A 21,958-nucleotide genomic window follows, 5' to 3' on the forward strand; every position below is an offset into this window, starting at 1 on the left:
GAGGCGGCCATGAATATCGGATCACTGATCCTGGAACCGGAGAAGCTGTCGGCCCTCATGGCGGCCGTCGCGGCATTCTCGGCGGTTATCGTCGTTTCCTGGCCCTATCTCTTCCGCAACAGCCTTGCCGAACGCATGCGCAAGGTCGAGGACGAGCGGGAGCGCATCCGCAAGCGCGAGCGCGAACGGCTGAACGCGGAAAAGCGTCCGGTATCCCTTCGCAGCGAGCCGAAGAAGCTGTTCAAGGCAATCGTCGATCGCTTCGACCTCGCAAAGCAGGCAGAGGACGGCGAGATCGTCGGCATGCTGCGGATGGCCGGCTATCGCGGTCATGCGGCGGTGATCGCATTTCTTGCCGTGCGGCTCATCGCGCCGGTCGCTATCTTCCTCGTCAGCTTCCTCTACATTTTTCTTGTCCTCAAGCCGCCTGTGCCGGTCCTGGTCGTACTGTGCATCGCCGCCGGGATGGGCGCTTTCGGCTATCTCGCACCTGCGATTTACGTCAGGAACAGGATCACGAAGCGCCAGAAGGCGGTCCGCAGGGCGTGGCCGGAGGCGCTCGACCTGCTTCTGATCACGGTCGAATCCGGCATGAGCATCGAGAGCGCTTTCCGCAAGGTCGCCGAGGAGATCGGCGCGCAATCGGCGGAAGTCGCGGAGGAAATGGCTCTGACCACCGCCGAGCTCTCATACCTCCAGGACAGACGTCAGGCCTATGAGAATCTTGGACGCCGCACGGGTGTCGAAGGCGTCCGCGCCGTGGTGACCAGCCTCATACAGGCTGAAAAGTACGGCACGCCGCTTGGCCAGGCGCTCCGCGTGATGGCGCAGGAAAACCGGGATATGCGGATGAGCGAAGCGGAAAAGAAGGCCGCGGCCCTTCCGCCCAAGCTCACGGTGCCGATGATCCTGTTCTTCCTGCCCGTTCTCTTCGCCGTGATCGTTACGCCCGCGGCCATACAGATTGCGGGCATTCAGTAGCTTTGTTGCGAAGCGGGGGCGCCCGCTTCGCCGCCGGCCAATCTTCTGATTTCGGGGGCGATTTTCCCCAGCGGCAATACAAGGTCGACATGCCCGGAATCGATCGCCGCCTTCGGCATTCCAAAGACAACGGAGCTTGCCTCGTCCTGGGCGATTGCCATTCCACGTGCATTGCGGATGGTGCGCAGGCCCTCGATCCCGTCAGATCCCATTCCGGTAAGGATCACCGCAAGGGATTCGCTGCCGAATACGTGCGCGATTGAATCCAAGAGATAGGTACCGGAGGGTCGAAAGCCGTTTACCGGAGGGGCTTCTTTCACTCCCACCCTGGATCGGCTGGCGGGGCCCAGCTGACGGTTGTCGGGGGCGAAATAGACGGTCCCCGGCCTCAGCAGCTCGCCGTCCTCCGCCACCTTTACCTTCAGCGGAACAATGGCGTCGAGCGAAGCGGCAACCCCATCGATGAAACCTTCGGAAATATGCTGAACGACAAGGATCGGCGCCGGGAATCCGGTCGGTATGCTCTTGAGGATGGATTGCAGGGCAGCCGGTCCGCCCGTGGAGGCGATAATGCCGACGATCCGGGCGCTCGCTGGGTTGGGGATCGCAGGCACCTCGCGTCTTCGGTTTGACCTGTCGCGCCAGCGCCTGACGACCTTCACCTGCGACATCGCCTTGAGAGTGGCCAGGAACTTCCTGGTCGATGCCTCGTCCAGAGGGTCGTCCGTTTCCAGAGGTGCGGGAATGACAGCGAGCGCCCCCGCCGACAATGCGTCGACCGAGAGGCTTCCCAGCTCAGGCCCCGCGTCGTGGGCGACCATCACGATCGGCGCCGGAGCCTCGATCATGACCTCCTTGACGACTGTGGCAGCATGCGGGTTTTCCAGCCGAAGGCCCATGGCGATGACATCGGGCCGCAACTCCTTGGCCATCCTGACGGCCTCCGCCCCGCTCCTGGCAAAGCCTGCAAGCTGCGCCTCACCGTCGGACTGTATCGCCTTTTGCACGAGCGCCTGAAGGTTAGCGCTTCTTGCAGCGACGAGAATCCGGACCATCGCTCACACCACCTGGCGAATCGTTTCGATGAACTGCTGTTGGTCGAACCCGGCTTTTGCGACATAAGCGTTGGCACCCATGTCGAGACCTCGGGCCACGTCTTCGGGCGTCTCTCGTCCGGTGACCAGGATGACAGGCAGATCTTTGAAGCTTGCGGACTCCCGAATTGTCTGCGTCAGCCTGAACCCATCCATCGCCGGCATATCCACGTCCGCCACGACGATATCCACATCGTGTGTCTGCAGATAGTCCCATGCCTCGGTGCCGTCGGCAGCCATGACCACGTCATAGCCGGCGGCCTCCAGGATGAGCTTCTCCAGCGTGCGGATCGCGGGCGAGTCGTCGACCACGAGCACCTTGCGTCTCGGAGGCGTCGGGGTCCGGAGGACGGTTGCTATGCTCGCAGCCGTCTCCGTGGCGGCAGCTTCGGCCAGCGCGGCGGCATTTAAGAGCAGCGCAACTCGTCCATCCGGCAGCACCGTACCGCCGCTGTAGAAGCCGATATTCGAAAGCCGCGCACCAAGGGAACGGGCAAGCAGCTCCTGCTCGCCCGCAACCCCATCCACCAGCACGGCTACTTCGCCGCCGGCCGGGCCGATGACGACCACCGGGAGGATATCCGTCCCTGCATAGCTTCGCGAGGGAAGGCCGAGCCAGCCTGCGAGATCGATCACGCACATCGATTGGCCGTCGACCGGAAGGATGTTCGGCTCGCCCGCCGCTGGCAGATCCTTCGCCGAAACCCGTAAAACACGCCGGATGGATGCGGTGTCGACGGCGAAGACCTGCCCCCCTGCCGTAACTTCGAGCGCGTGCAGGGTGGCGAGGGTCAGCGGCAGCGTCAAGACGAAGGCCGCGCCCCCGCCCGGGGCATGCGAGACGTCAACCGTTCCGCGCATTCGCTCGACTGCGTTTTTGACAATGTCGAGGCCGATGCCGCGACCAGACAGCTCGGTAACCTGCGCTGACGTGGACACTCCGGGCTCGAAGGCCTGGCGCAGGCCCTGCCTTTCATCCTGCGGCTCGGGAAGTCCCGCCATGCCTGCTGCCTTTCGAATGGATTCGATATCGAAGCCCCGGCCATCGTCTTCGACCCTCACCTGCAGGCTTTCGCCGACAAGAACCGCCGAGACGGTGATCCGACCAATAGCCGGCTTACCGGCCGCACGCCGCTCCTCAGGTGTTTCGATGCCGTGGCCAATGGCATTGCGCACGAGATGCCGCAGCGAATCCTGCAAGCCGGCCAGGATGGACCTGTCTATCTCGATCTCCCCGCCGGATATGCGCAGTTCGGCCGCCTTTCCGGATGCCAGGACCATATCCCTGACCATGCGCGGAAGACCCTGGCAGGTTTCGGAGAACAGCTGCATACGCGCCCGCCGGACCTCGTGGTCGAGCGCAGCAACCGAGCCACGAAAGAGGTTGGCGTCTTCGGTGAGACCGGCTGCAAGGGCGCGTAAACCGGTTTCGATGTTGGCCGCCTCTTCGACGTTGATCTGTTTCATTGAGCGCAATCGCCTTGCCTGGTCCTTCAACATCAAGGCCTGTTCCGCGCGAAGACGGATTCTGGACCTTGAGGCGACGAGGTCTCCACTTTGGTAGAGCAAGGTGTCGAGCTGGTCGGCCGACATCCTCACTGATCCGTCCAAGTCGCTCGCACGGATTGGGGGAAGGGGCGGATGCCCTTTCACCGCAGCTGCTGGAGGCTCGACCTTGCGCGCTTTGCCTGCCTCAAGCCGCCGTAGCACATCCTGGAAAGACGCCTCGGCGAGGGGTTCTCCCCTATCAAGCGCTCGCGCGGCATCGGCGATAGCATCCGTCGCGGCGAGCAGGAGATCCAGCTCCGCGCGTGCAAGGGTGCGGCTTTCATGGGCCGCAGATGAAAGCAGGTCCTCCATTCTGTGGCAGACCGCTTCCACCGGTCGAACCTCCACGAGACCCGCGGCGCCCTTGAGGCTGTGTATAATCCGCAGTAGCCGCTCCTGGAGCTTATGCTTTTCCGGCGCTTCGGCTTTCTCGATGGTGAGAAGGTTGTTTTCGATCTCGGAGGAGCGCTCTTTGACCTCCTGCACGAACAGCTCCAAAAGCTGGCGGTCGAGTCCCGTTGCCTTCATTGTTTTGCGTTCCCGTCCAGCATTCTCTTGAGCCTCGTTCCGAGCTCATTGAGGTCTTTTGCGGCCTGCTCGGCCTGCCGCACCGCGGCGAGGTTCTGGCTGCTCGTATGCTCGATATGATGCATTGCATCGTGTATCTGCTTCATCCCCGCGCGCTGTTGCCCGGCCGATGCGGCGATCTGGGCGGCGGAGCGGGCGGAATCGGAGATTATCGTCTCCAACTTGCGGATCGTCTCCCCGGCCTCGTTTACTCTCTCGAGCGCACGGTTGACGCCCTTGGCACCCTCCTCCATGCCGACAACGGCTGTGTTGGTAGCCTTTTGGATGTCGACGAGAATGCGACGGACTTTCGCGGTGGCCGTCTTCGATTGGTCCGCAAGGGTCCTGATTTCAGCCGCCACGGCGCTGAAGCCGTGGCCATGCTCCCCCGCCCGGGAGGCCTCGATTGCGGCATTGAGAGCCAGGAGATTCGTCTGGTCCGCAATGTCGGTGACCGCCGCCGCGATCTCTCCTATCTCCTGGCTGCTTTCGGCAAGGGAGAGGATGTCGTTGGCGATCGCCTCCGTCCGCTCGCTGACGGCGTTCATGACGGAAACTGTCTCGTCCACAGCCGTCCTACCCGCGGTGCTGACCTCGACCGCCCTTTCGGAGGAAGCCGCCACCGCCTCGGCACGCTGGGCCGCCTGCTCGGCCGTGTGCAGCACTTCGTCGACGCTCGTGACCGTTTCAGCGACGGCCGAGGATTGCTCGCGCACGCCTTCCACCTGCTGCGAGGTGCCGGCCAGGATTTCCGCTGCCAATGATGAAAGGTGCTGCGCGGTCTCGGAGATCGTGACGAGGAGTTCCTCCAGCCGCGTCCGCCCGCTTCTCTCGCTTTCCAGCATCGCTGCCAGTTTCGCAGTCATGGTGTTGAAGGAAGTGCCGAGAGCCGCCAGCTCGTCGCTGCCATCGGCGGGTGCCCTCCGCTCCAGATCACCGGCGCTTATCTGTTCCGCTGTCTCAGCAAGCGTGCGTGTGCGACGGGCAATCTGGCGGACGATCCACAGCACCAGCAGAAAGATGAGCAACGCCGCCACCGAAAAACCCAGTTGCAGGAATTCGGACTGTGCCAGCCTGGCGGCCGCACTGTGCTCGATCAGATCGATCTGCCTGTCCAGGCGGACTGCGTAGGCGCGGATCAACCGGTCGAGATTGTCCATTTGGCTGCGCGTCAGCGGCGCCTGGTCAACGGCATTCTCAAGAGCGGGACGGATGGTCGTTGCCCAGTACTGTCGACTTTCCTCGAGCTGAGCCAGGATGTGGGGATCGTCCACCGCCGCCAAGTTCCGCCTGAAATCGCCTTCGATAAGCGTCTCCAGCATTCTCTCGTTGCGGTCGATCGCGCTGCGAAGACTGGAAGCAGCGGCTTCTGCGCCTGGCGCCCCCGGGGCGGGCAAACGCGCCGCCAGATAGAGCAGGTGATAGTAGGCTCGCTCCTTGCCGAGATAGGAGGTTGCGGCCACATCAGAGCGGACCCTCTCCAGGGTAGTGAAGCTCAGCCCGACGAGAAGCGCTGCCATGGCGGCAAACAGCAACACCGCAAGGCTGAGCCGCCCATAGAGGCTTTTGGTGTATGGAATATTCATGACCTCCCGCCCCTTCCCTCCGCCTGGGTATCCTGTCGGTCATCGATGAAGAACCGGCGGTCATTCAGAATGGCCGCGCCGTCGAGCAGTGTCGTTCCGTCGGCGGCGAGGCCGCGAACCCATGCCTCATCGCCCTCGGGATCCGCGAGAGCGCCAGCAGTCAGATCCGCGACCTCCGACACCGCGTCTGTCAGGAACAGGAACTCCGGCTGCGCCTCGCCGCAGGCGATCGCCATACCAACGGGGGATGCGGCATCCGTGGGCAGACCAAGCGGAATGCGCAGGTCGAACACGGGAAGCAACTGGCCTCGCAAGTCGTAAACACCCACGACATAGCTAGGTGTCCGCGGGAGCGGTGTGACGTTTTCCAGCGAAACGACGCCGCACACATAGCGCGTCTCGATCGCGTAGCGTTTGTCCGACAAAGTAAACGAGACGGTACCTGTCACCGGTCCCGCAGGGGCTTCCACATTCCGGGCAGCAAGGGCTGCGGCGTGCGCTTCAAGTATCTGCTGCCGTTTCTCCGGAGACGGATTGAGGAGCGCCTCCGTCGCTTCTCTTGCTGCCGCCAGTCGCTGTCGAGCGGCCGCCCAGTCGATCGGACTGTGGGAGGATTTCCGAGCTGCCATCAGAAGCCTCCTCCTGCGGCGCGGGCAAGCGCATTCTCCTGCCCGTCGCGTCGCGCTTCACGCTGACAGATCACGCCGGCGGGTGTGATGACGGTTTCAAACGGCGCGTACTTCCACAGCGGCGGATCGGACGGACCGAACAGCAGCCATCCGCCTTCGCTGAGGCAATCGTACAGTTGGCGGGCAACACGCCTTGCCGCACCCGTCTCCAGATAGATGAGCACGTTGCGACACAGGATCAGATCGAATGCGGCAATCCCTGTCTTGGGAGAGGGAACGTCGTCTACTCCGAGGCTGTGCCGGTGAAAGCTCACCCGTCGCGCCAGCCGCCTTTCCAGCCGGAAATCGTCGCCACGACGGGCGAAATACCGCTTCAGGAACGGCATGCCGCCATTGCGGAGCGACCATTCACCATACTCCGCCTCGCGTGCTTTTTTCAGCGCCCGCCTCGAAACGTCGGTCGCAATGATCGAGATGCGATCTGCCAGCCCTTCCTCCTCCGCGAGGATTGCCAGCGAGTAAGGTTCTTCCCCTGTCGAGCACCCAGCGCTCCAGACCCTGATCGGGGCGTTTTCAGGCCGTTCACACAGCAGCGAAGGAAGCACAAAGTTCCGGATCACTTCGAACTGGCTGGGATCGCGGAAGAAATAGGTCTCGCCGACTGTGGCCTCCGCGACGATCTCATCAGTCAGGTCCTGGTCCCGCCCAATCTGGTCCATGAAGCGGGTTCCGTCCTCGATCCCGCGCTTTTCCATCGCGCACCGAATGGCCGAGACGACGGCTTTTTCGCGCGATGCAGGCACGCTGAGCCCCACCTTCCGTCCGAACTGCGGGACGAGTGAGTAGATGCTGTGAAGATCGTAGCGGGCTGCCGTCATCGGTCATGCGTCCAGTCGCCGGCTCGACCAGAGGCGGGGCATGCGCGCCTGTCGCCGAGCACCCCTACCGGCGCGCCAAGACCGCCCATCTTGAAGGTGAGGAGGTCTGGGGCCCGCCTGTTCACCGTCGCTTTCCGCATCTCTTTTTCCGCACCAGTCGTTTGCTCCACCCTTCTGCTTGTTTTAGTAAATTTATGCTATTCGTCCGGATGGGCTAGGCGAGGCGCGAGGCGGACTAGAACCATCAATCCTCTTCTTTCTTGAGATCCGGCAACAGCCTTGCACCGGCTGCGGCGGCGGATTGCCGGTTCCTCACTCCGAGGCCGCGAAAGAGCGCGGCCATATGGATTTTCACCGTTCCCTCGCCGAGGCGGAGTTTGCGCGCAATCTCCTTGTTCGAGAGGCCCTCGACCAGGAGTATGAGCACCTCGCGCTGTCGAGGAGTGAGAAAGTCGATCGCCTTGCTGTCGGGTTCGCCCGGCGGCTCGTTTCCTGAGGACACCACCTTGATGTCCGTTGCGGACGGCGCCCGCCCCGCGATGGCCGGCGGCACGTAGATCGCCCCGCCCAGAACATGCCGAATGGCCGTGGCGAGCTCCGTCGCACCCAAACCTTTGGGAACGTAGCCGTGTACGCCCGCCGCGAGCGCGGTCAGTATATCCGTCCTGTTCGTCGAGGCAGAGACCACTGCAACCCGCATATCTTCATGAACGTCCCGCACCGCTTCAAGACTCGCTGCGCTTTCCATGCCGGGCATGGCAAGATCGAACAGGGCAAGCGCGACGTCATCGCGGTCGGAGAGCTGTTCGATCGCTTCATCGAGCGATCCCGTCTCGATCACTTCGGCAAAGTCCAACTCGTTTTTCAGAATGGTCTTGAGTGCAATTCTGAAGAACTCGTCGTCGTCCGCGATTAAGGCAATGGGGGGCGCCGCTTCCATTATCCCACTCTCCGCAAAGGATACTGGCTGTGGGCGTGCGCATGCCCGTTCCGCCTCCCGGCCGGACAAGGAAGACTGCCGCCTCTTGGTGGAAAACCGTGGTAGTTCCTGCTCACGACCGTGCCCTCGCCCTATGTCATGAATGTAATATAGGCCTACCGGTCAACTTCCTGACAGTCATACATGGGATACTATTAACATTACCCAAATGTTTATATGCGGATTCTTATCTTATCTATTGAAAGTGTGTAGCGGTCGCCCTGCTAGGCGAGCCGGCTCACGGCTGGGAACAGTGTCGGACTCTCTTGAGGTATACGGCCGGGCACCCTTGAGGTACCCGGCCGCCGGTTCAGGCCCGCAATGCGGTCTCTTCCTGCGAAAACTGCACGAACTGATGTGCTTTCAGGGGACGCGAGAAGAGGTAGCCCTGCATCGTCCCGCAGCCCATTGCGCTCAACATATCTCGCTGGTCGACGGTCTCCACGCCCTCGGCGACGACATTGAGCTTCAGCGCGCGGGCCATTTCCACCATGGCGCCGACGATTGCACGTCCTTCCTCGTTGTCTGAGAGCGCCTGAATGAAGGAGCGATCAATCTTTAGGCTGTCGACAGGATAGTTCTGCAGGTAGCTCATCGAGGAGTAGCCCGTGCCGAAATCGTCGATGGCGACGCGTACACCACTTGCGCGCAGCTTCTTGAACGTCGCGACGGCCAGATCGCGATTTTCGATAAGTACTGTCTCCGTGACCTCAATCTGGATGCGCTCCGGCGCAACCTGCATCTCGTTTATGATAGCGAGGCAGCGGTCGGCGAAATGCTCGTCGCGAAGCTGCATGGCCGAAACATTCACCGAGATCCACAGCAGGTTGAGATTGGCCGTCATACGACAGGCCTCTCGCAGGATCCAGTCGCCCAGCTGCATGATCATCCCCGCTTCTTCGGCAATCGCGATCAGGAACACCGGCGACATGCCGCCGTGAACCGGATGGTTCCAGCGCAGCAACGCCTCGGCCCCCGTCATCACGCCACTGTTGGTGTAGATCGGCTGATAGAACAGCTGCAGCTCGTCGCCTTTCTCCAACGCCTTGCGGAGGTCCGCTTCCACGACCCGGCGTTGCCTGAGGATGTCGCCCATGGCCTCGGAGAAAACTTCATAGCAGCCGCGGCCCTTCTTCTTGGCCTCGTAAAGGGCGATGTCGGCCTTTCGCAGCAACTCCTCGCGCTCAGCACCGGCTTCCGGCGCAATCGCGATGCCGATGCTGATGCCAACGTGAACGCTGTCCTCGTCTATACGGAACGGCCTCTCGATCTCGGCGAGCACGTCCTGCGACAATTGCAGCGCCGCCTCACGTGCTTCCGGTGACGAAACGACGATGGCGAACTCGTCGCCTCCGATCCGCGCTACCATGCCTTGCGTTCCAACAACCGCCCTCAATCTCTTGGCCGTCTGGCGCACCAGCTCGTCGCCGGCCCTGTGGCCCAGCGTATCGTTGACATATTTGAAGCGGTCGAGATCGAGAAAGAGAAGCGCAGTCTCGCTGGCGTCGCCCCGCGCCGGTTGAAGCGCAGCCTCAAAGCTCGTCTCGAACAATGCCCGGTTCGGCAGCCGGGTGAGCGTGTCGTGCGTGGCAAGATGCCTGGCATGGCGCTCGCTGGCGGAAAGCCTCTGCGAAGCCTGGCGCAACCGGCGACCGAGATAGATGCCGATGCCGCCCGCGACAGCGACGGCAAACAGCGCAGCCGGCAGGATCCCTTTGATCAGCGCTATGCCGGGCCTGTCGGCTTTCCAACTGAGGTGGCCGATCGTTTTCCCATCGGAATCGGTCACCTGCACTGCTGCACCACGGGAAGCGGCCGGATATGCACGCTCAAACCGCACGCCTTCGAGAAGAAAATGCTCGGATATTTCCTCGATTGCCTCGGTGTCGAGATATTTCAGGGAGACGTAGATATATTCCTCGCCCGCGGGGACGGAGAGGCGGGTCGTGAAAGGAACGATCGGCCTTGCGCTGATGACAACCGGTCGCCCTGACAAGGCAATGATCTTGACGGCAGCCACCTCCGAAAGCTCCGTTGCCTCGCCGGCATTTCCAGCGCCTCGCGCGACCAACATTTTGCGGAGATCCGCGGCGAGCTTCGCATAGATCGCATGATCGTCCATAAAACCGGCAGGTTCTATGGTCTTGCCATCGCGCATGACGTAGATGGGGCGATTGCCCTCGTCGAGCACATATGCGCGCTCATGGCCGAAGTAGGAATGCATCCATTCGCCGACGTTTTCGGCCAACCATTGCTGGTCGCGTGCGCGAGCGAAGGTGACGTGGTCATCCCAGATCGTGATGCTTTCCTGCTCACGCGGCAACGCGTCGATAATTTCCTGGATTCCATGCTCCACATATTGTGCCTGCCTGGCGACCGCCGCCTGGTCTATGCGATTGGCAGCGAGCATTGCGATACAGGTGACCACGGCTATGGTCAGCAAGGCAATGAGGATCAGAGTGATCCGGATTTGTGATGTGAAGCTTTCTTCGGTGCGGTTCATGGCAGCTTGCCTTTGGCCAACGGTCGCATTGAACCGGCAAATTCTGCCAGCCCGCTGCGCTGCGCCTTATGATCCTTTTGAAAGCAACGCGCTATTCGACCTGATGGACTAGACCATGAACTCGACGGTCAGCGTGCCGCGACCCCACTTAGAGTTCCGGTACGTTCCTAAATTTCAGGTGCCAGCCAGCCGGTATAGTGCACAATCACGCCGACGAGCGGCAACGTGATCGGAACGTCAAACCAAAAGCGCCCGTCCTCCTGCCATTCACGCGCGCGGCTTTGCGGGGCGAGCGTAAGCGGCAGCGGAACGCTCAGGCAGCTCCATCCGCGCATCTGCATCTCCAGACCCTCGTGATCCGAGACAAGGTCGAAACGGAACCGGAGCGGGCCGAACCGTTCCACGATCTGGCCCTTGTGCTCGCTCAGGCAGCTTGTGAAGCGGTGGCACCCGAATTCACGCGTCCAGGTTTCCACGCCGCCACTCTCGGTGAAGGCGACGTGAAGCGGGCGCTTTCCGGCGGGCGGAAAGCGCATGGTCCAGGCGATGAAGCGGGCGGCGATGTTTCTTCCCCGCTTGACGATTGCCTCGCCGGAAGCCCCGCCGTCCGCGCAGATGCGGTGGAGATCGCTGACCGCGGGAGGAAGAGACGCATAGCGCGATGCCAGGACGCGCTCGTATAGCGGTGGCGGAAGGGCGATTTCCACCGTCTGATGCCGAACCGACAATGAAGCGAACAGGGGTTCGAACTGCTGGAGGTCAAGCAACCGGCCGGCGTCGCGGGCACCGGGTGGCAACTTACCGTCGAGGATGGCCTCGGCGAGTAGTGCGGTGGCGAGTGTCGGGATCTCCGGTCCGTCGCCGTCTTCGGCCAGCAAAGTCCATCGCCGCTCGAGGCCGCGTCCATGTTTCAAACCTCTCAGCGTCACACGCATCGCTGAGCGGTCGCTGCCGAGGGGACGGGTCAACCGCTGCAATGGCGGGATCAGAAAAGCTAGTCGCCCGAGCGGTGGTATCTTCAGCCAACGCACCGGCCAGCTGAGCAACCACAGGCCGAGCGTCTGCAACGCGATGTCGGTGCCGGCACGGAACGTGACGGCTGGGCGACCGGCGAGCATGTCGGGCATCAGGTCGTGGTCGGGCACGTCGGCCAACGCTAGCCATCGGCCATCGAGCACGGGCTTCCCGTCCACTGCAAACGTCCCGCGCCTCAGCTCCTGCCAGCCCCAACCTTTTGTCCAGCGCCGGCCGCGCCAGAGCGACAACGGCCGGCCTACATAGCTCAGGATCGCCGCGGCGACCGACGCCCCGCTCGTGGCGCGGTTCGATGCGCTGATCGAAATCTCCACCGCGCGCACCGCGTCCAGCCCGTCCGCGAGATGGCGCGCCACCGCGCCTGAAAGTGCTGGCACGCTCGACGCGCCGGCAATGACCGCCACTCCGCCTTCGCGGGCGGCATCATCGATGGACGCGATTCCGGCCACGAAGGCACGCGCATCGGCAAGATCGAGATAGGGCACGGAGGCGCGTGCGCAGGCGAGCGGTACGTGATAGCCGCTGCCCTGAAACGGGCCGGCAGCGTCGATCAGCAGGTCGGGGTGATATTCGGCAAGCACGCGGCCGATATCGTCGTTGCGATCGGCGACAACCGGCGTGGTGCCGGCAAGGCCTGCGCAGAATGCCGCCGCCTTTTCCGCGCTGCGGCCAGCCACGAGGACGGGATGACCGCTTCCGACGAGGCGACGCGTCAGCCGCGCGCCGAATCCGCCATAACCACCAAGGACGAGAACGAGGCTCAGAGGATCCGCTCCGCCTGGTCAGCGCGGGGGACCCAGCAGCTCTCGTGGCGCCCGAACAGACGGTAGCGGTTGCGTGCCACAAGGCGATAGACGGCATCGCGCACGGGGCGAGGCACCAGCCGGAACACGCCCATGGCACGCCAGGGCCAGCCAAGCCTGGAATAGGTGGCGAGCACCGCGTCGCTGTTTCGCAGGACGCTGTCGCCCTCGACCAGCAGCAAGGTCTCGGGATCGCCCGGATCGATGCCGACGTTACGATACAATGCCGACCCGACTTCTCCTTGCATCGAGGCCAAGCGGAAATGTCCGCGCGTATCGTGCCTCAGCACGAATTGCGCGTTCGCCGAACACAGAACGCATTGTGCGTCGAAAACGATGATCGGATGCTTGGCTGACGTCATTCGATCGTCTCTGGCGATGCCTCGGTTAGCTTATTCGCTCAGGAACTGGCTTCCGGAGCAGGCAAGCTTGTACTCTCCTTGCTACAGATAGGCACGTCAAAGAATTCTTATTCCAATCGGAGAGATTCATTTCACACTCCGGCAAGTGCTAGCGGACGCCAGCGGACGGAGCTTGACGAGAGGTAGCCTTTATGACATCGATGTCATGACATCGATGTCTTCGCACATTCGATGGCAGGGAGGAGCATGGCAACGATCTATGATGTGGCGAAAACCGCCGGGGTTTCACCCAAAACCGTCTCCCGCGTACTGAACGGGGATGCGCCGGTCGGCCAGGGCACGCGCAAAGCGGTCGAGGCAGCGATCCGGGAGCTCGGCTATGTCCCCTCCAAGGCGGCGCGGATGATGCGGTCGAACAAGTCCGGGCTCATCGGACTGATCACCGGTGCCATCTCCAACAGCCCTGAACCCGCCGAACCCAGAGGCTTGCCGGACCTGCTCATTGTTCAGGGAATCCAGAAGGTCATCGCCGACAGCGGCAAGACGCTGATGATCGCTGATACCGGTGGGCTGCCGGACCGCGTCTCGCACCTGGTGCAGACCTTTCTCGAGCACAGGGCGGAGGGCCTCATCTATGTCGCCGATTACCACCAGCAGGTCACGCTACCGCCGCTTCCCGGCGGTTGCCCGCTCGTGCTGGCCAACTGTTTCGACAGTACAGGCCACCCGGCAATCGTGCCCGATGATCGCGCCGGCCAGCGCGATATTGTCCGCAAGCTGATCGAAAGCGGCCATAGGCGCATTGGTTTTCTCACCCTCGATCGCACCATGGTGGCGACTGGCTTGCGCTATCAGGGCTATCGCGACGCTCTGGCGGAATGTGGCATCCTCTACGACGACCAGTTGGTCGCTATGGCCGTGGAGATCGGCAGTGAGTCGGACAACACTCTCCTCAATGCTTCTCTGAACCGCCTGCTCGACCTTGCTGACCGCCCGACCGTCATTTGCTGCGGCAACGACGAAATGGCCATGCGCGTCTATGGGCTGTTGAGCTCGCGTGGAATCCGCGTGCCCGAGGACATTTCGGTAGCCGGCTACGACAACTACCGCATCATCGCAGAGACCCTGTCTCCCGCACTGACAACGGTCGAGCTTCCCTATTTCGCCATGGGACAGGCGGCCGCGCAGACACTGCTGAACCTCATCAAGGGTCGCAGCGACCGTGCCGAAACCAAGACGCTGATTTCCGGCCCGGTGTCCTGGCGGTCCTCCGTGACCGCCAGGAACTCAGTCAGCGTCCTTAAGCAAAAAGGGAGGAACAACGCATGAAACTGATGAAACATCTCGCCGGCGTGATGATCGCGTCAACCTGCCTGTGTGCGCCGGCGCTGGCGCAGACGGAGCTGACCATGTGGTACCACGGCGCTGGCAACGAGGTGGAGTCGCGGATCATCAACCAGATCATCTCCGACTTCAACGCCAGCCAGTCCGACTGGCAGGTAAGCCTCGAGAGCTTCCCGCAGGGTAGCTACAACGATTCAATTGTCGCCGCGGCGCTTGCAGGCAACCTGCCCGATATCGTGGATGTGGACGGACCCATCATGCCGAATTGGGCCTGGGCCGGCTATCTGCAGCCGCTGCCGATCGACGAGAGCGAGTTCGCCGACTTCCTGCCCGGCACCAAGGGCGTGTGGGAGGGCAAGCTCTATTCGATCGGCTTATGGGACGCGGCGGTGGCGCTCTATGCGCGCCAGTCGACGCTAGACGATCTGGGCCTGCGTACTCCGACCCTCGACAATCCCTGGTCGGGTGAGGAGTTCATAGCCGCGCTCGACGCCGCCAAGGCCTCCGGCAAATTTGAATATGCGCTCGACCTCGGCATGAACGATCAGGGCGAATGGTATCCCTATGCCTTCTCGCCGTTCCTGCAGAGCTTCGGGGGGGACATTGTCGACCGGTCGACCTACCAGACCGCGGAAGGCGCGTTGAACGGCGACGCGGCGTTGGCCTTTGGTGAGTGGTGGCAATCGCTGTTCACCGGAGGCTACGCGCCGGGCACCAGCGAGGATCCCGCCGATCAGGAGACCGGCTTCATCGACGGCAGGTTCGCCTTCCAGTGGAACGGCAACTGGCGCGCAGTGGCGACCATGGAAGCCGTGGATGACGTCGTCTTTCTGCCGGCACCCGATTTCGGCGCGGGCAACAAGATCGGCGCGGGCTCCTGGCAATTCGGTGTCTCAGCATCGTCCGATCATCCCGAAGGCGCTGCCGAATTCATCAAGTTCGCCACGCAGGATAAATACCTGGCCGCCTTCTCCGACGCCATCGGCCTGATCCCGTCCACGCCTTCGGCGGCAGAGATGACGGAGAACTACAAGGACGGTGGCCCGCTCGCGGTGTTCTACGATCTCTCCGAAGCACAAGCGCTGGTGCGTCCGGTCACCCCGGGCTACGTGGTCCAATCCAAGATCTTCACCAAGGCCATGGCCGACATCGCCAACGGTGCCGACGTGGCCGACACGCTTGATGCAGCGGTCGACGAGATCGATGCCGACATTCAGAGCAATGACGGCTACGGCCACTAGCCGGGCGGATCAGGGTCCGCGCCAGCCGCGGACCCTACGTTTCCTGATCTGATAGGCGGACACCATGGCTTCGAAACTGACCCTGTCGAACCGGACGGGCTGGGCATTCGCATTGCCGGGCTTCGCGCTGATCCTCGGCTTCATCGTCCTGCCGTTCTTCTTCGCGATCGGGCTGTCGCTGACCAACCAGCGGCTGATCTCGCCGAATCCCACTCAGTTCGTCGGCTTTCAAAACTATCAGCAGCTCCTGGGCCTTGCGGTGGTGACCCTCGAGCCCGAGCGTGACGATGCCGGCGAGGCGATCCGCAACGAGGCCGGCGATATCCAGTATCCGCGCTTGCGCGAGATCACCCGCAGCGACCCCCAGTACCGGGGCATGCGGGAATGGTTCCGCTGGACCTCCGGCGAAAATGCCAGGATCGTCATTGCCAGCGACGTGGTGTTCATGAAGGCGCTGGTGAACACTTTTCTGTTTGTCCTGGTGGTGGCGCCCGTACAGGGCGGCCTGGCACTAGTACTGGCGCTCCTCATCAATCAGAAGCTCAGGGGCATCAACGTATTCCGGACCATCTACTTCATGCCGGTGGTCGTCTCCATTGTCGTGGTCTCGCTCCTCTGGCGCTTCATCTACGACGGCCAGAACGGCCTTTTGAACAGCATCCTCCAGGGCCTTACCTTTGGTCTTTTCCAGCCGGTGGACTGGTTGGGCAATCCGTCGACGGCGCTGCCGGCGATCATGGCCATGTCCATCTGGCAGGCTGTCGGCTTCTTTATGGTCATCTGGCTGGCCGGGTTGCAGACGATCAGCCCCACCCTCTACGAGGCCGCCGCCATCGAGGGCGCCTCGAAGTCGCAGACCTTCCGCTATGTCACCTGGCCGGGCCTGCGCAACACGGCGGTGCTGGTCCTAATCGTGATCACCATGCAGGCCTTCGCGCTTTTTGCCCAGATCGATGTGATGACCAATGGCGGCCCGCTCGACAGCACGCAGACGCTCGTCTTCCAATCCGTCGAGCGCGGCTATGGAAAGCAGGATATTTCCGGGGGCTCGACCATCTCGGTCATCCTGTTCGTGATCGTGCTCACGATCTCGCTCATCCAGCGCTGGCTCACGCGGGAGCGCTACTAAGATGGCTGCGATCACCCCGGACAATCACGGCCTGAGGCTATTCGTACGCTATCTCGTGCTGAGCCTGATTGCGCTGATTTTTGTCTTTCCGCTCGTCTTCATGGCGGTGTCGAGCTTCAAGCCCACAGCACAGCTGCTATCGGACACCTCCAGCCTGCGCGCCTTCCTGCCTGTCGGCGACCTCAGCTTCAACAACTATGCCGATGCCTTTCGACGTGCGCCGGTGGGTCTTTTCGTCTTCAATTCGGTGCTGATCACCGGGACGACAGTCCTGCTCTCTCTGCTGATCTGCTCGCTGGCGGGTTTCTCCTTCGCCTTCCTGCGTTGGAAGGGGCGGGATGTGGTTCTCTCCATCATCATCGCCACATTGATCATCCCCTTCGAGACCATCGCGATCCCGCTTCTTCTCCAGGTCTCGAAACTCCCCTGGATCGGACTTCAAGGGCTGGAATGGGGCTGGCTCAACACCTACCGGGTGCAGATCATCCCCTGGATTGCCGACGGGCTGACGATCTTTCTCTTCGTCCAGTATTTCAAAGGGCTACCGGGCGAGCTGATCGAAGCCAGCCGGGTGGAGGGCGCGAGTTGGTGGCAGATCTACTATCGAGTCGTCATGCCGCTTTCGGGGCCGGTCGTGGCGACCGCGGCCATCCTGAAGTTCCTCATCATGTACAACCAGTATCTCTGGCCGCTGATCGTGGTCCAGCAGGAGAGCTACCGCCCGGTCATGGTCGGGCTCGGCTACTTCTTTCAGCTCAACGTCGTCTGGGGCGAGGTCATGGCCTATCTCACGCTGATCACCGTGCCCGTGCTCGCCTTCTACCTCTTCCTGCAGCGCGCCTTCATCGCATCGATCGCCTCGACCGGTGTGAAGGGCTGACACACTAGAAAGACAAGAATGGTTCTCGCACTCAAAGACCAGTGGATCTGGGACAGTTGGTACGCCCATGACGGCGAGCGGTGGCACGGCTATTTCCTCAAGGCCGATAAGGCAATCGGCGACCCGGATCTGCGGCACATGAATGTCTCGCAGGGCCATGCCGTCAGCGACGACCTGATCAATTGGCAGCATCTGGGTACCTGCCTTGCGCCGTCGGCAGGTCCGGCTTGGGACGATAAGACGACCTGGACGGGATCGGTCGTGGAGGGGTCGGACGGGCTTTGGCATCTATTCTACACCGGCGGCAGCACGGCCGAAGGTGCACTCTACCAGCGGATCGGCCACGCCACCTCGACCAATATGCACAATTGGCAGCGGGCCGGGGATGGGCTGTGCCTGGATCTCATCGGGCCGAATGCACGCTTCTACGAGGCCGAGCACGCGGTGGGGCACTGGCATGACCGAGCCATGCGCGACCCCTGGGTCATGCGCGACCCGGAGGGAGACGGCTGGCTGATGTACTTCACCGCGCGCGCGCCGGGAATTGCCGAACCCAATGCCGGCGGCGCCATCGGCTTCGCCACCTCGCCCGACCTCTTCAATTGGACACTACAGCCGCCGGTGTTCGTCGGCGACTATGGCCAGCTCGAGGTTCCACAGGTCTTCTCGCTGAACGGTCGATGGTACTGCCTGTTCTGCACATCCGCCCAACACTGGTCGAAAGCCCGCAAGGCCAAGGCGGGCGTCCCGCCTGTCACGGGGAACCACTACCTAATCGCCGACAATCCCCGCGGTCCTTGGGCGGTCGCGCCGGGTTTCTTCGACGGCGGCCTTCCCTGCCGCCGCTATGCCGGACGCATCCTCAAGACAGAGAACGGTCTCGTCATTCTGGGTTTCGACGACAACGGCCGTGACAGCTTCGTGGGCCACATTCGCGACCCCGAGCCGGTCACAGTGGACGGGCAAGGCTTTCTGCATATCGAGAACCAGGAAACGGGAGCCGTCGCTTATGGCTGAGGTCTCGCTTAAAGGTGTCAAGAAATCCTATGGTCGCGTCGACGTCATCAAAGGAGTCGACATCCACATCAACGACGGCGAGTTCGTCGTCTTCGTTGGGCCGTCGGGCTGCGGCAAGTCCACGCTTCTCAGGATGATCGCCGGGCTCGAGGACATCACCGACGGCACGCTCGAGATCGGCGGGCGGGTGGTCAACGAACTCCAGCCGAAGGAACGCGGCGTGGCCATGGTATTCCAGAGCTATGCCATCTTTCCGCACATGACCGTGCGCGAGAACATGGCGTTCGGTCTCACGATCGCGGGCGCTTCCAAGCAGGAAAAGGAGGAGAAGGTGGCGGAGGCCGCGCGCATCCTGCAGATGGAGCATCTGCTCGACCGCCGCCCGAGCCAGCTTTCCGGCGGCCAGCGGCAGCGCGTCGCCATCGGGCGCGCAATCACGCGCAAACCGGCCGTGTTCCTGTTCGATGAGCCGCTCTCCAACCTTGATGCCGCGCTGCGCATGGACATGCGCATGGAAATCGGCCGACTGCACAAGCAACTGGGCACAACGATGATCTATGTCACCCATGACCAGGTCGAGGCGATGACGCTGGCCGATAAGATCGTCGTCCTGAAGGACGGTGAAGTCATGCAGACCGGAGCGCCGATGGAACTCTATCACGAGCCGGCCAACAGGTTCGTGGCCGGCTTTCTGGGAGCTCCGTCCATGAATTTCCTGGGCGTCGACGTCCTCGACCTCGATGGCGAAGCGGCAACGGTGGGCAATCCGTCCTTGGAGCCGATCAGGATCGCGACCAGAGGACGCCAGTTCCGGAAGGACGGTAAGGCCATCCTGGGCGTCCGTCCGCAGCACCTCCGGGCGGCGCAGCCCGCAAAAGGTATGCTGCACGGCACTGTGGTGCTCGCCGAGCGGTTGGGCAGCGAGACAGTCGTGGACCTGGTACTACGCGACGATCGCAAGCTCATTGCGACCTTCGATGAGGACAAGATCTTTGAACCAGGGGACGCTCTGGAACTCTCGTTCGACACGGCCTTGGCTCATCTCTTCCCCGACGAGGGTTGAAGTTCTCCGATAGCACCTTGTCCGGGAGTGATCTGAGGCCAGGAAATTGATAGCCGGGTTTCGTTTCAGAAGCTCCGGAAAGTATCAAAGCGGCAGGCTGCGCTGATCGCCGATGGCCTCCATCATGATGTAGGAGGTCACGGTGTCGAGCTCGACCTTTTCAATGATCGTCCGATAGATGCGGTCGAAAGCGTCATGTCTTCGGTCATCACCCTGAGCATGTAATCGTAATCGCCCGCGGTCTGGTAAAAGTCGATCACGTTGAGAATGGCCGTGACGGTGCGGCGGAACATCTCCAGCGCGATCGCCCTGCCGGAGCATTCGGCAAAGCCAGCGAGTGATGGGCGTGCCGTATCCAGCACGCCCGATTAGAGCCTTAGCCGTCCTCAGCCCAGAAGGGCGTTTTCGTCACGCTTGATCGCGATAATCGATGAGCGTGGTAGTTTGCCTTCACCATCCGGGAAGGGCGCGTCCGGATGCTGGATCCCGACGAACATCGTGCGGCGGTCAGCCGACCAGCAGAGCCCCGTCACCTCGCTGCCATAGGGGCCAGTGAGGAAACGCTGGATTTCGCCGGTTACCGGGTCGCCCACGAGCATCTGGTTGTTGCCCTGGCCGGCAAAATCGCCCTCGTTGCTGTCGTCACCGTCCGTCTGGATCCAGAGCAAGCCGGTCGAGTCCATGACCATGCCGTCCGGCGAATTGAACATGTTGCCGGTATTGACATTGGCACTTCCGGCATTGAGCCCCTCGGTGTGGACGGAGGGATTACCCGCCATGACGTAGAGGTCCCACTCGAAGATCGACGAAGCATGGTTTTCGCCGGCCGGGCGCCAGCGAACGATCTGTCCATATCTGTTGGTCTCGCGCGGGTTCACCGCGTTGACCGTCATTGCGTCTCCACCCGCATTGGTGCGGATCGAGCCATCATCGTTCATCGTTCCACGGCGGCTGTTGTTGGTGAGGCAGCAATAGGCTTCGATCGCCGTGGGGTTCACGGCCACCCATTCAGGACGGTCCATCGTGGTCGCGCCCACTTTCGATGCCGCCGTTCGGGTGAAAATTGCGATCTCGGCCGCCGACATGCCGGTCGCCTCGGGCGTGAGGGCAAGCCAGGTGCCGGTCTGGTCCTCGTTGAACTTCGCAACGTAGAGTGTGCCTTCGTCAAGCAGCGTCGAGGTGTCGCCGCCCGGCACATAAACGTCACGCGATACCCATTTGTAGAGGAATTCTCCCCGCTCGTCGTCGCCCATGTAGACGACTGCGCGACCGTCGGGTGCGAGCACGCAGGCGGCATTCTCGTGCTTGAAACGGCCGAGTGCGGTGCGCTTTACCGGCGTCGAGGAGGCATCGGACGGATCGGTCTCGACAATCCAGCCGGCGCGGTGCGGTTCGTTCGGGCTTTGGCTGACATCGAAGCGTGCATCGAACTTTTCATAGCCGTAGCGCCCCTCGGCGCCGATGCCGTAGCGCTGGTAGCCGGCGGCGACCTTTTCATCGGCCGGCATGTCACCCGTGGCGCCGAAGTAGCCATTGAAGTTCTCCTCGCAAGTCAAATAGGTGCCCCACGGCGTCTTGCCCGCGCCGCAGTTGTTGAAGGTGCCAAGGCTTTCGGTCCCCGTCGGGTCAGCCACAGTTTTCATCAGATCATGCCCGGCCGCCGGGCCGGCAATGCGCATTGGCGTGTTATGGGTGATGCGGCGGTTGAAGGGGCCGTCCTTGACCACTTCCCAGCCGTTCTCAGTCTCGCGGACCTCCATCACGGCCACGCCTTGGAGGTTCTGAAGCTTGCGAACATCGTCAGCGCTGGCCGGCATGCCATCCGCCGTCTGTGGCAGGTTGATCTTGTTGTTGGTGTATTCGTGGTTGACGGCGATTACCTGGCGGCCACCAATCACGAACAGTTCCATCCCGTCGGTGTTCTCGCCGAAAACCTTGTCCGACATGGCGACGCTGCCGCCGGTCTCATGCGTGAAATCACCCTCCGCCTCGGCGAAGAGAGGATCGCCCCAGCGTATGAGGACGTCCCAGGAATAGCCCTCGGGCACGTGTACGGTATTGTCGGTGGCAATCGGAATGGGTTTGAAGGCAAAGCGGTTTGCCTGTTGAGCCCGCGCGGACGTGGAATTCAGCAAGCCTGTTCCCATCACTGCCGCACCGGACCCGAACGCGAGCATGCCGCCCAGGAAGCCGCGGCGCGAGATTGCGCGCTCGACGACACGGTCGAACTCTTGTTCCGTGGGTCGCGGGAAGTTCAATTCATCCCACTCGTCGGCGGATACCGTGGTCGGGTCGATGTCTTTCATCGTCTTCTCCTGG

General features: G+C 62.2%; 18 protein-coding genes. 7 read left to right on the forward strand and 11 right to left on the reverse strand.

Annotated elements, in window-relative coordinates; all coding sequences use genetic code 11:
- Positions 1-9 precede the first annotated feature (9 nt).
- On the forward strand, positions 10-981 hold the full coding sequence (locus tag N5A92_RS04885) for a type II secretion system F family protein (protein WP_260900751.1): 972 nt from the start codon (positions 10-12) through the stop codon (positions 979-981).
- Here the strand turns inward: N5A92_RS04885 and N5A92_RS04890 are convergent.
- The 9 genes from N5A92_RS04890 to N5A92_RS04930 form a co-directional block, all read right to left on the reverse strand.
- Positions 975-2,036 carry a chemotaxis protein CheB gene (locus N5A92_RS04890; protein ID WP_260900752.1) on the reverse strand — a complete coding sequence of 354 codons (1,062 nt, stop codon included), beginning with the start codon at positions 2,034-2,036 and terminating at the stop codon, positions 975-977. The genes N5A92_RS04885 and N5A92_RS04890 overlap by 7 nt on opposite strands.
- 3 nt (positions 2,037-2,039) lie before the next feature.
- Entirely contained in the window at positions 2,040-4,151 is a 2,112-nt protein-coding gene (locus N5A92_RS04895; RefSeq protein WP_260900753.1) for a hybrid sensor histidine kinase/response regulator, read from the reverse strand.
- Complete coding sequence (locus tag N5A92_RS04900; RefSeq protein ID WP_260900754.1) at positions 4,148-5,776, reverse strand: methyl-accepting chemotaxis protein; 1,629 nt, start codon at positions 5,774-5,776, stop codon at positions 4,148-4,150. The genes N5A92_RS04895 and N5A92_RS04900 overlap by 4 nt, the downstream gene beginning before the upstream one ends.
- Complete coding sequence (locus tag N5A92_RS04905) at positions 5,773-6,405, reverse strand: chemotaxis protein CheW (protein ID WP_260900756.1); 633 nt, start codon at positions 6,403-6,405, stop codon at positions 5,773-5,775. Before N5A92_RS04905 ends, N5A92_RS04900 begins: the two co-directional genes overlap by 4 nt.
- On the reverse strand, positions 6,405-7,283 hold the full coding sequence (locus tag N5A92_RS04910) for a CheR family methyltransferase (RefSeq protein ID WP_260900757.1): 879 nt from the start codon (positions 7,281-7,283) through the stop codon (positions 6,405-6,407). Before N5A92_RS04910 ends, N5A92_RS04905 begins: the two co-directional genes overlap by 1 nt.
- A 244-nt stretch (positions 7,284-7,527) precedes the next feature.
- Positions 7,528-8,223, reverse strand: a complete 696-nt coding sequence (locus N5A92_RS04915; protein WP_260900758.1) for a response regulator — start codon at positions 8,221-8,223, stop codon at positions 7,528-7,530.
- Between the two features lie 349 nt (positions 8,224-8,572).
- Positions 8,573-10,765, reverse strand: coding sequence for a putative bifunctional diguanylate cyclase/phosphodiesterase (locus N5A92_RS04920; RefSeq protein ID WP_260900760.1), 2,193 nt, complete (start codon positions 10,763-10,765; stop codon positions 8,573-8,575).
- A 167-nt stretch (positions 10,766-10,932) separates the two neighbouring features.
- Positions 10,933-12,477: a saccharopine dehydrogenase family protein gene (locus N5A92_RS04925; protein ID WP_341850067.1), complete on the reverse strand. Its 1,545-nt coding sequence runs from the start codon at positions 12,475-12,477 to the stop codon at positions 10,933-10,935.
- An 83-nt stretch (positions 12,478-12,560) separates the two neighbouring features.
- Complete coding sequence (locus tag N5A92_RS04930; protein ID WP_260900761.1) at positions 12,561-12,965, reverse strand: thiol-disulfide oxidoreductase DCC family protein; 405 nt, start codon at positions 12,963-12,965, stop codon at positions 12,561-12,563.
- Between the two features lie 246 nt (positions 12,966-13,211).
- Here N5A92_RS04930 and N5A92_RS04935 point away from each other — a divergent pair, with 246 nt between their 5' ends.
- The 6 genes from N5A92_RS04935 (at position 13,212) to N5A92_RS04960 (ending at position 19,639) form a co-directional block, all read left to right on the forward strand.
- Positions 13,212-14,294, forward strand: coding sequence for a LacI family DNA-binding transcriptional regulator (locus N5A92_RS04935; RefSeq protein ID WP_260900762.1), 1,083 nt, complete (start codon positions 13,212-13,214; stop codon positions 14,292-14,294).
- Positions 14,291-15,550: an ABC transporter substrate-binding protein gene (locus N5A92_RS04940; RefSeq protein WP_260900763.1), complete on the forward strand. Its 1,260-nt coding sequence runs from the start codon at positions 14,291-14,293 to the stop codon at positions 15,548-15,550. Before N5A92_RS04935 ends, N5A92_RS04940 begins: the two co-directional genes overlap by 4 nt.
- Positions 15,551-15,614: 64 nt before the next feature.
- Entirely contained in the window at positions 15,615-16,679 is a 1,065-nt protein-coding gene (locus N5A92_RS04945; protein ID WP_260900764.1) for a carbohydrate ABC transporter permease, read from the forward strand.
- Position 16,680: 1 nt separating this feature from the next.
- Positions 16,681-17,559 (forward strand): carbohydrate ABC transporter permease, encoded by an 879-nt coding sequence (locus N5A92_RS04950; protein WP_260900765.1) that lies wholly within the window; start codon positions 16,681-16,683, stop codon positions 17,557-17,559.
- Between the two features lie 18 nt (positions 17,560-17,577).
- Entirely contained in the window at positions 17,578-18,576 is a 999-nt protein-coding gene (locus tag N5A92_RS04955) for a glycoside hydrolase family protein (protein WP_260900766.1), read from the forward strand.
- Positions 18,569-19,639 carry an ABC transporter ATP-binding protein gene (locus N5A92_RS04960; protein ID WP_260900768.1) on the forward strand — a complete coding sequence of 357 codons (1,071 nt, stop codon included), beginning with the start codon at positions 18,569-18,571 and terminating at the stop codon, positions 19,637-19,639. Before N5A92_RS04955 ends, N5A92_RS04960 begins: the two co-directional genes overlap by 8 nt.
- A 137-nt stretch (positions 19,640-19,776) precedes the next feature.
- Here N5A92_RS04960 and N5A92_RS04965 read toward each other — a convergent pair whose 3' ends face one another.
- Both N5A92_RS04965 and N5A92_RS04970 read right to left on the reverse strand, forming a co-directional pair.
- Positions 19,777-20,001, reverse strand: coding sequence for an Lrp/AsnC ligand binding domain-containing protein (locus N5A92_RS04965; RefSeq protein ID WP_260900770.1), 225 nt, complete (start codon positions 19,999-20,001; stop codon positions 19,777-19,779).
- 24 nt (positions 20,002-20,025) lie between these two features.
- Positions 20,026-21,945, reverse strand: coding sequence for a PhoX family protein (locus tag N5A92_RS04970; RefSeq protein WP_260900772.1), 1,920 nt, complete (start codon positions 21,943-21,945; stop codon positions 20,026-20,028).
- Between the last annotated feature and the right edge of the window lie 13 nt (positions 21,946-21,958).

Origin of the sequence: Chelativorans salis (genome assembly GCF_025336525.1) — a bacterium.
Classification (GTDB): domain Bacteria; phylum Pseudomonadota; class Alphaproteobacteria; order Rhizobiales; family Rhizobiaceae; genus Chelativorans; species Chelativorans salis.

Coding starts and splice junctions, on each gene's coding strand:
- N5A92_RS04885 (WP_260900751.1), top strand. CDS start 10: ATGAATATCGGATCACTGATCCTGGAACCGGAGAAGCTGTCGGCCCTC.
- N5A92_RS04890 (WP_260900752.1), bottom strand. CDS start 2,036: ATGGTCCGGATTCTCGTCGCTGCAAGAAGCGCTAACCTTCAGGCGCTC.
- N5A92_RS04895 (WP_260900753.1), bottom strand. CDS start 4,151: ATGAAGGCAACGGGACTCGACCGCCAGCTTTTGGAGCTGTTCGTGCAG.
- N5A92_RS04900 (WP_260900754.1), bottom strand. CDS start 5,776: ATGAATATTCCATACACCAAAAGCCTCTATGGGCGGCTCAGCCTTGCG.
- N5A92_RS04905 (WP_260900756.1), bottom strand. CDS start 6,405: ATGGCAGCTCGGAAATCCTCCCACAGTCCGATCGACTGGGCGGCCGCT.
- N5A92_RS04910 (WP_260900757.1), bottom strand. CDS start 7,283: ATGACGGCAGCCCGCTACGATCTTCACAGCATCTACTCACTCGTCCCG.
- N5A92_RS04915 (WP_260900758.1), bottom strand. CDS start 8,223: ATGGAAGCGGCGCCCCCCATTGCCTTAATCGCGGACGACGACGAGTTC.
- N5A92_RS04920 (WP_260900760.1), bottom strand. CDS start 10,765: ATGAACCGCACCGAAGAAAGCTTCACATCACAAATCCGGATCACTCTG.
- N5A92_RS04930 (WP_260900761.1), bottom strand. CDS start 12,965: ATGACGTCAGCCAAGCATCCGATCATCGTTTTCGACGCACAATGCGTT.
- N5A92_RS04935 (WP_260900762.1), top strand. CDS start 13,212: ATGGCAACGATCTATGATGTGGCGAAAACCGCCGGGGTTTCACCCAAA.
- N5A92_RS04940 (WP_260900763.1), top strand. CDS start 14,291: ATGAAACTGATGAAACATCTCGCCGGCGTGATGATCGCGTCAACCTGC.
- N5A92_RS04945 (WP_260900764.1), top strand. CDS start 15,615: ATGGCTTCGAAACTGACCCTGTCGAACCGGACGGGCTGGGCATTCGCA.
- N5A92_RS04950 (WP_260900765.1), top strand. CDS start 16,681: ATGGCTGCGATCACCCCGGACAATCACGGCCTGAGGCTATTCGTACGC.
- N5A92_RS04955 (WP_260900766.1), top strand. CDS start 17,578: ATGGTTCTCGCACTCAAAGACCAGTGGATCTGGGACAGTTGGTACGCC.
- N5A92_RS04960 (WP_260900768.1), top strand. CDS start 18,569: ATGGCTGAGGTCTCGCTTAAAGGTGTCAAGAAATCCTATGGTCGCGTC.
- N5A92_RS04970 (WP_260900772.1), bottom strand. CDS start 21,945: ATGAAAGACATCGACCCGACCACGGTATCCGCCGACGAGTGGGATGAA.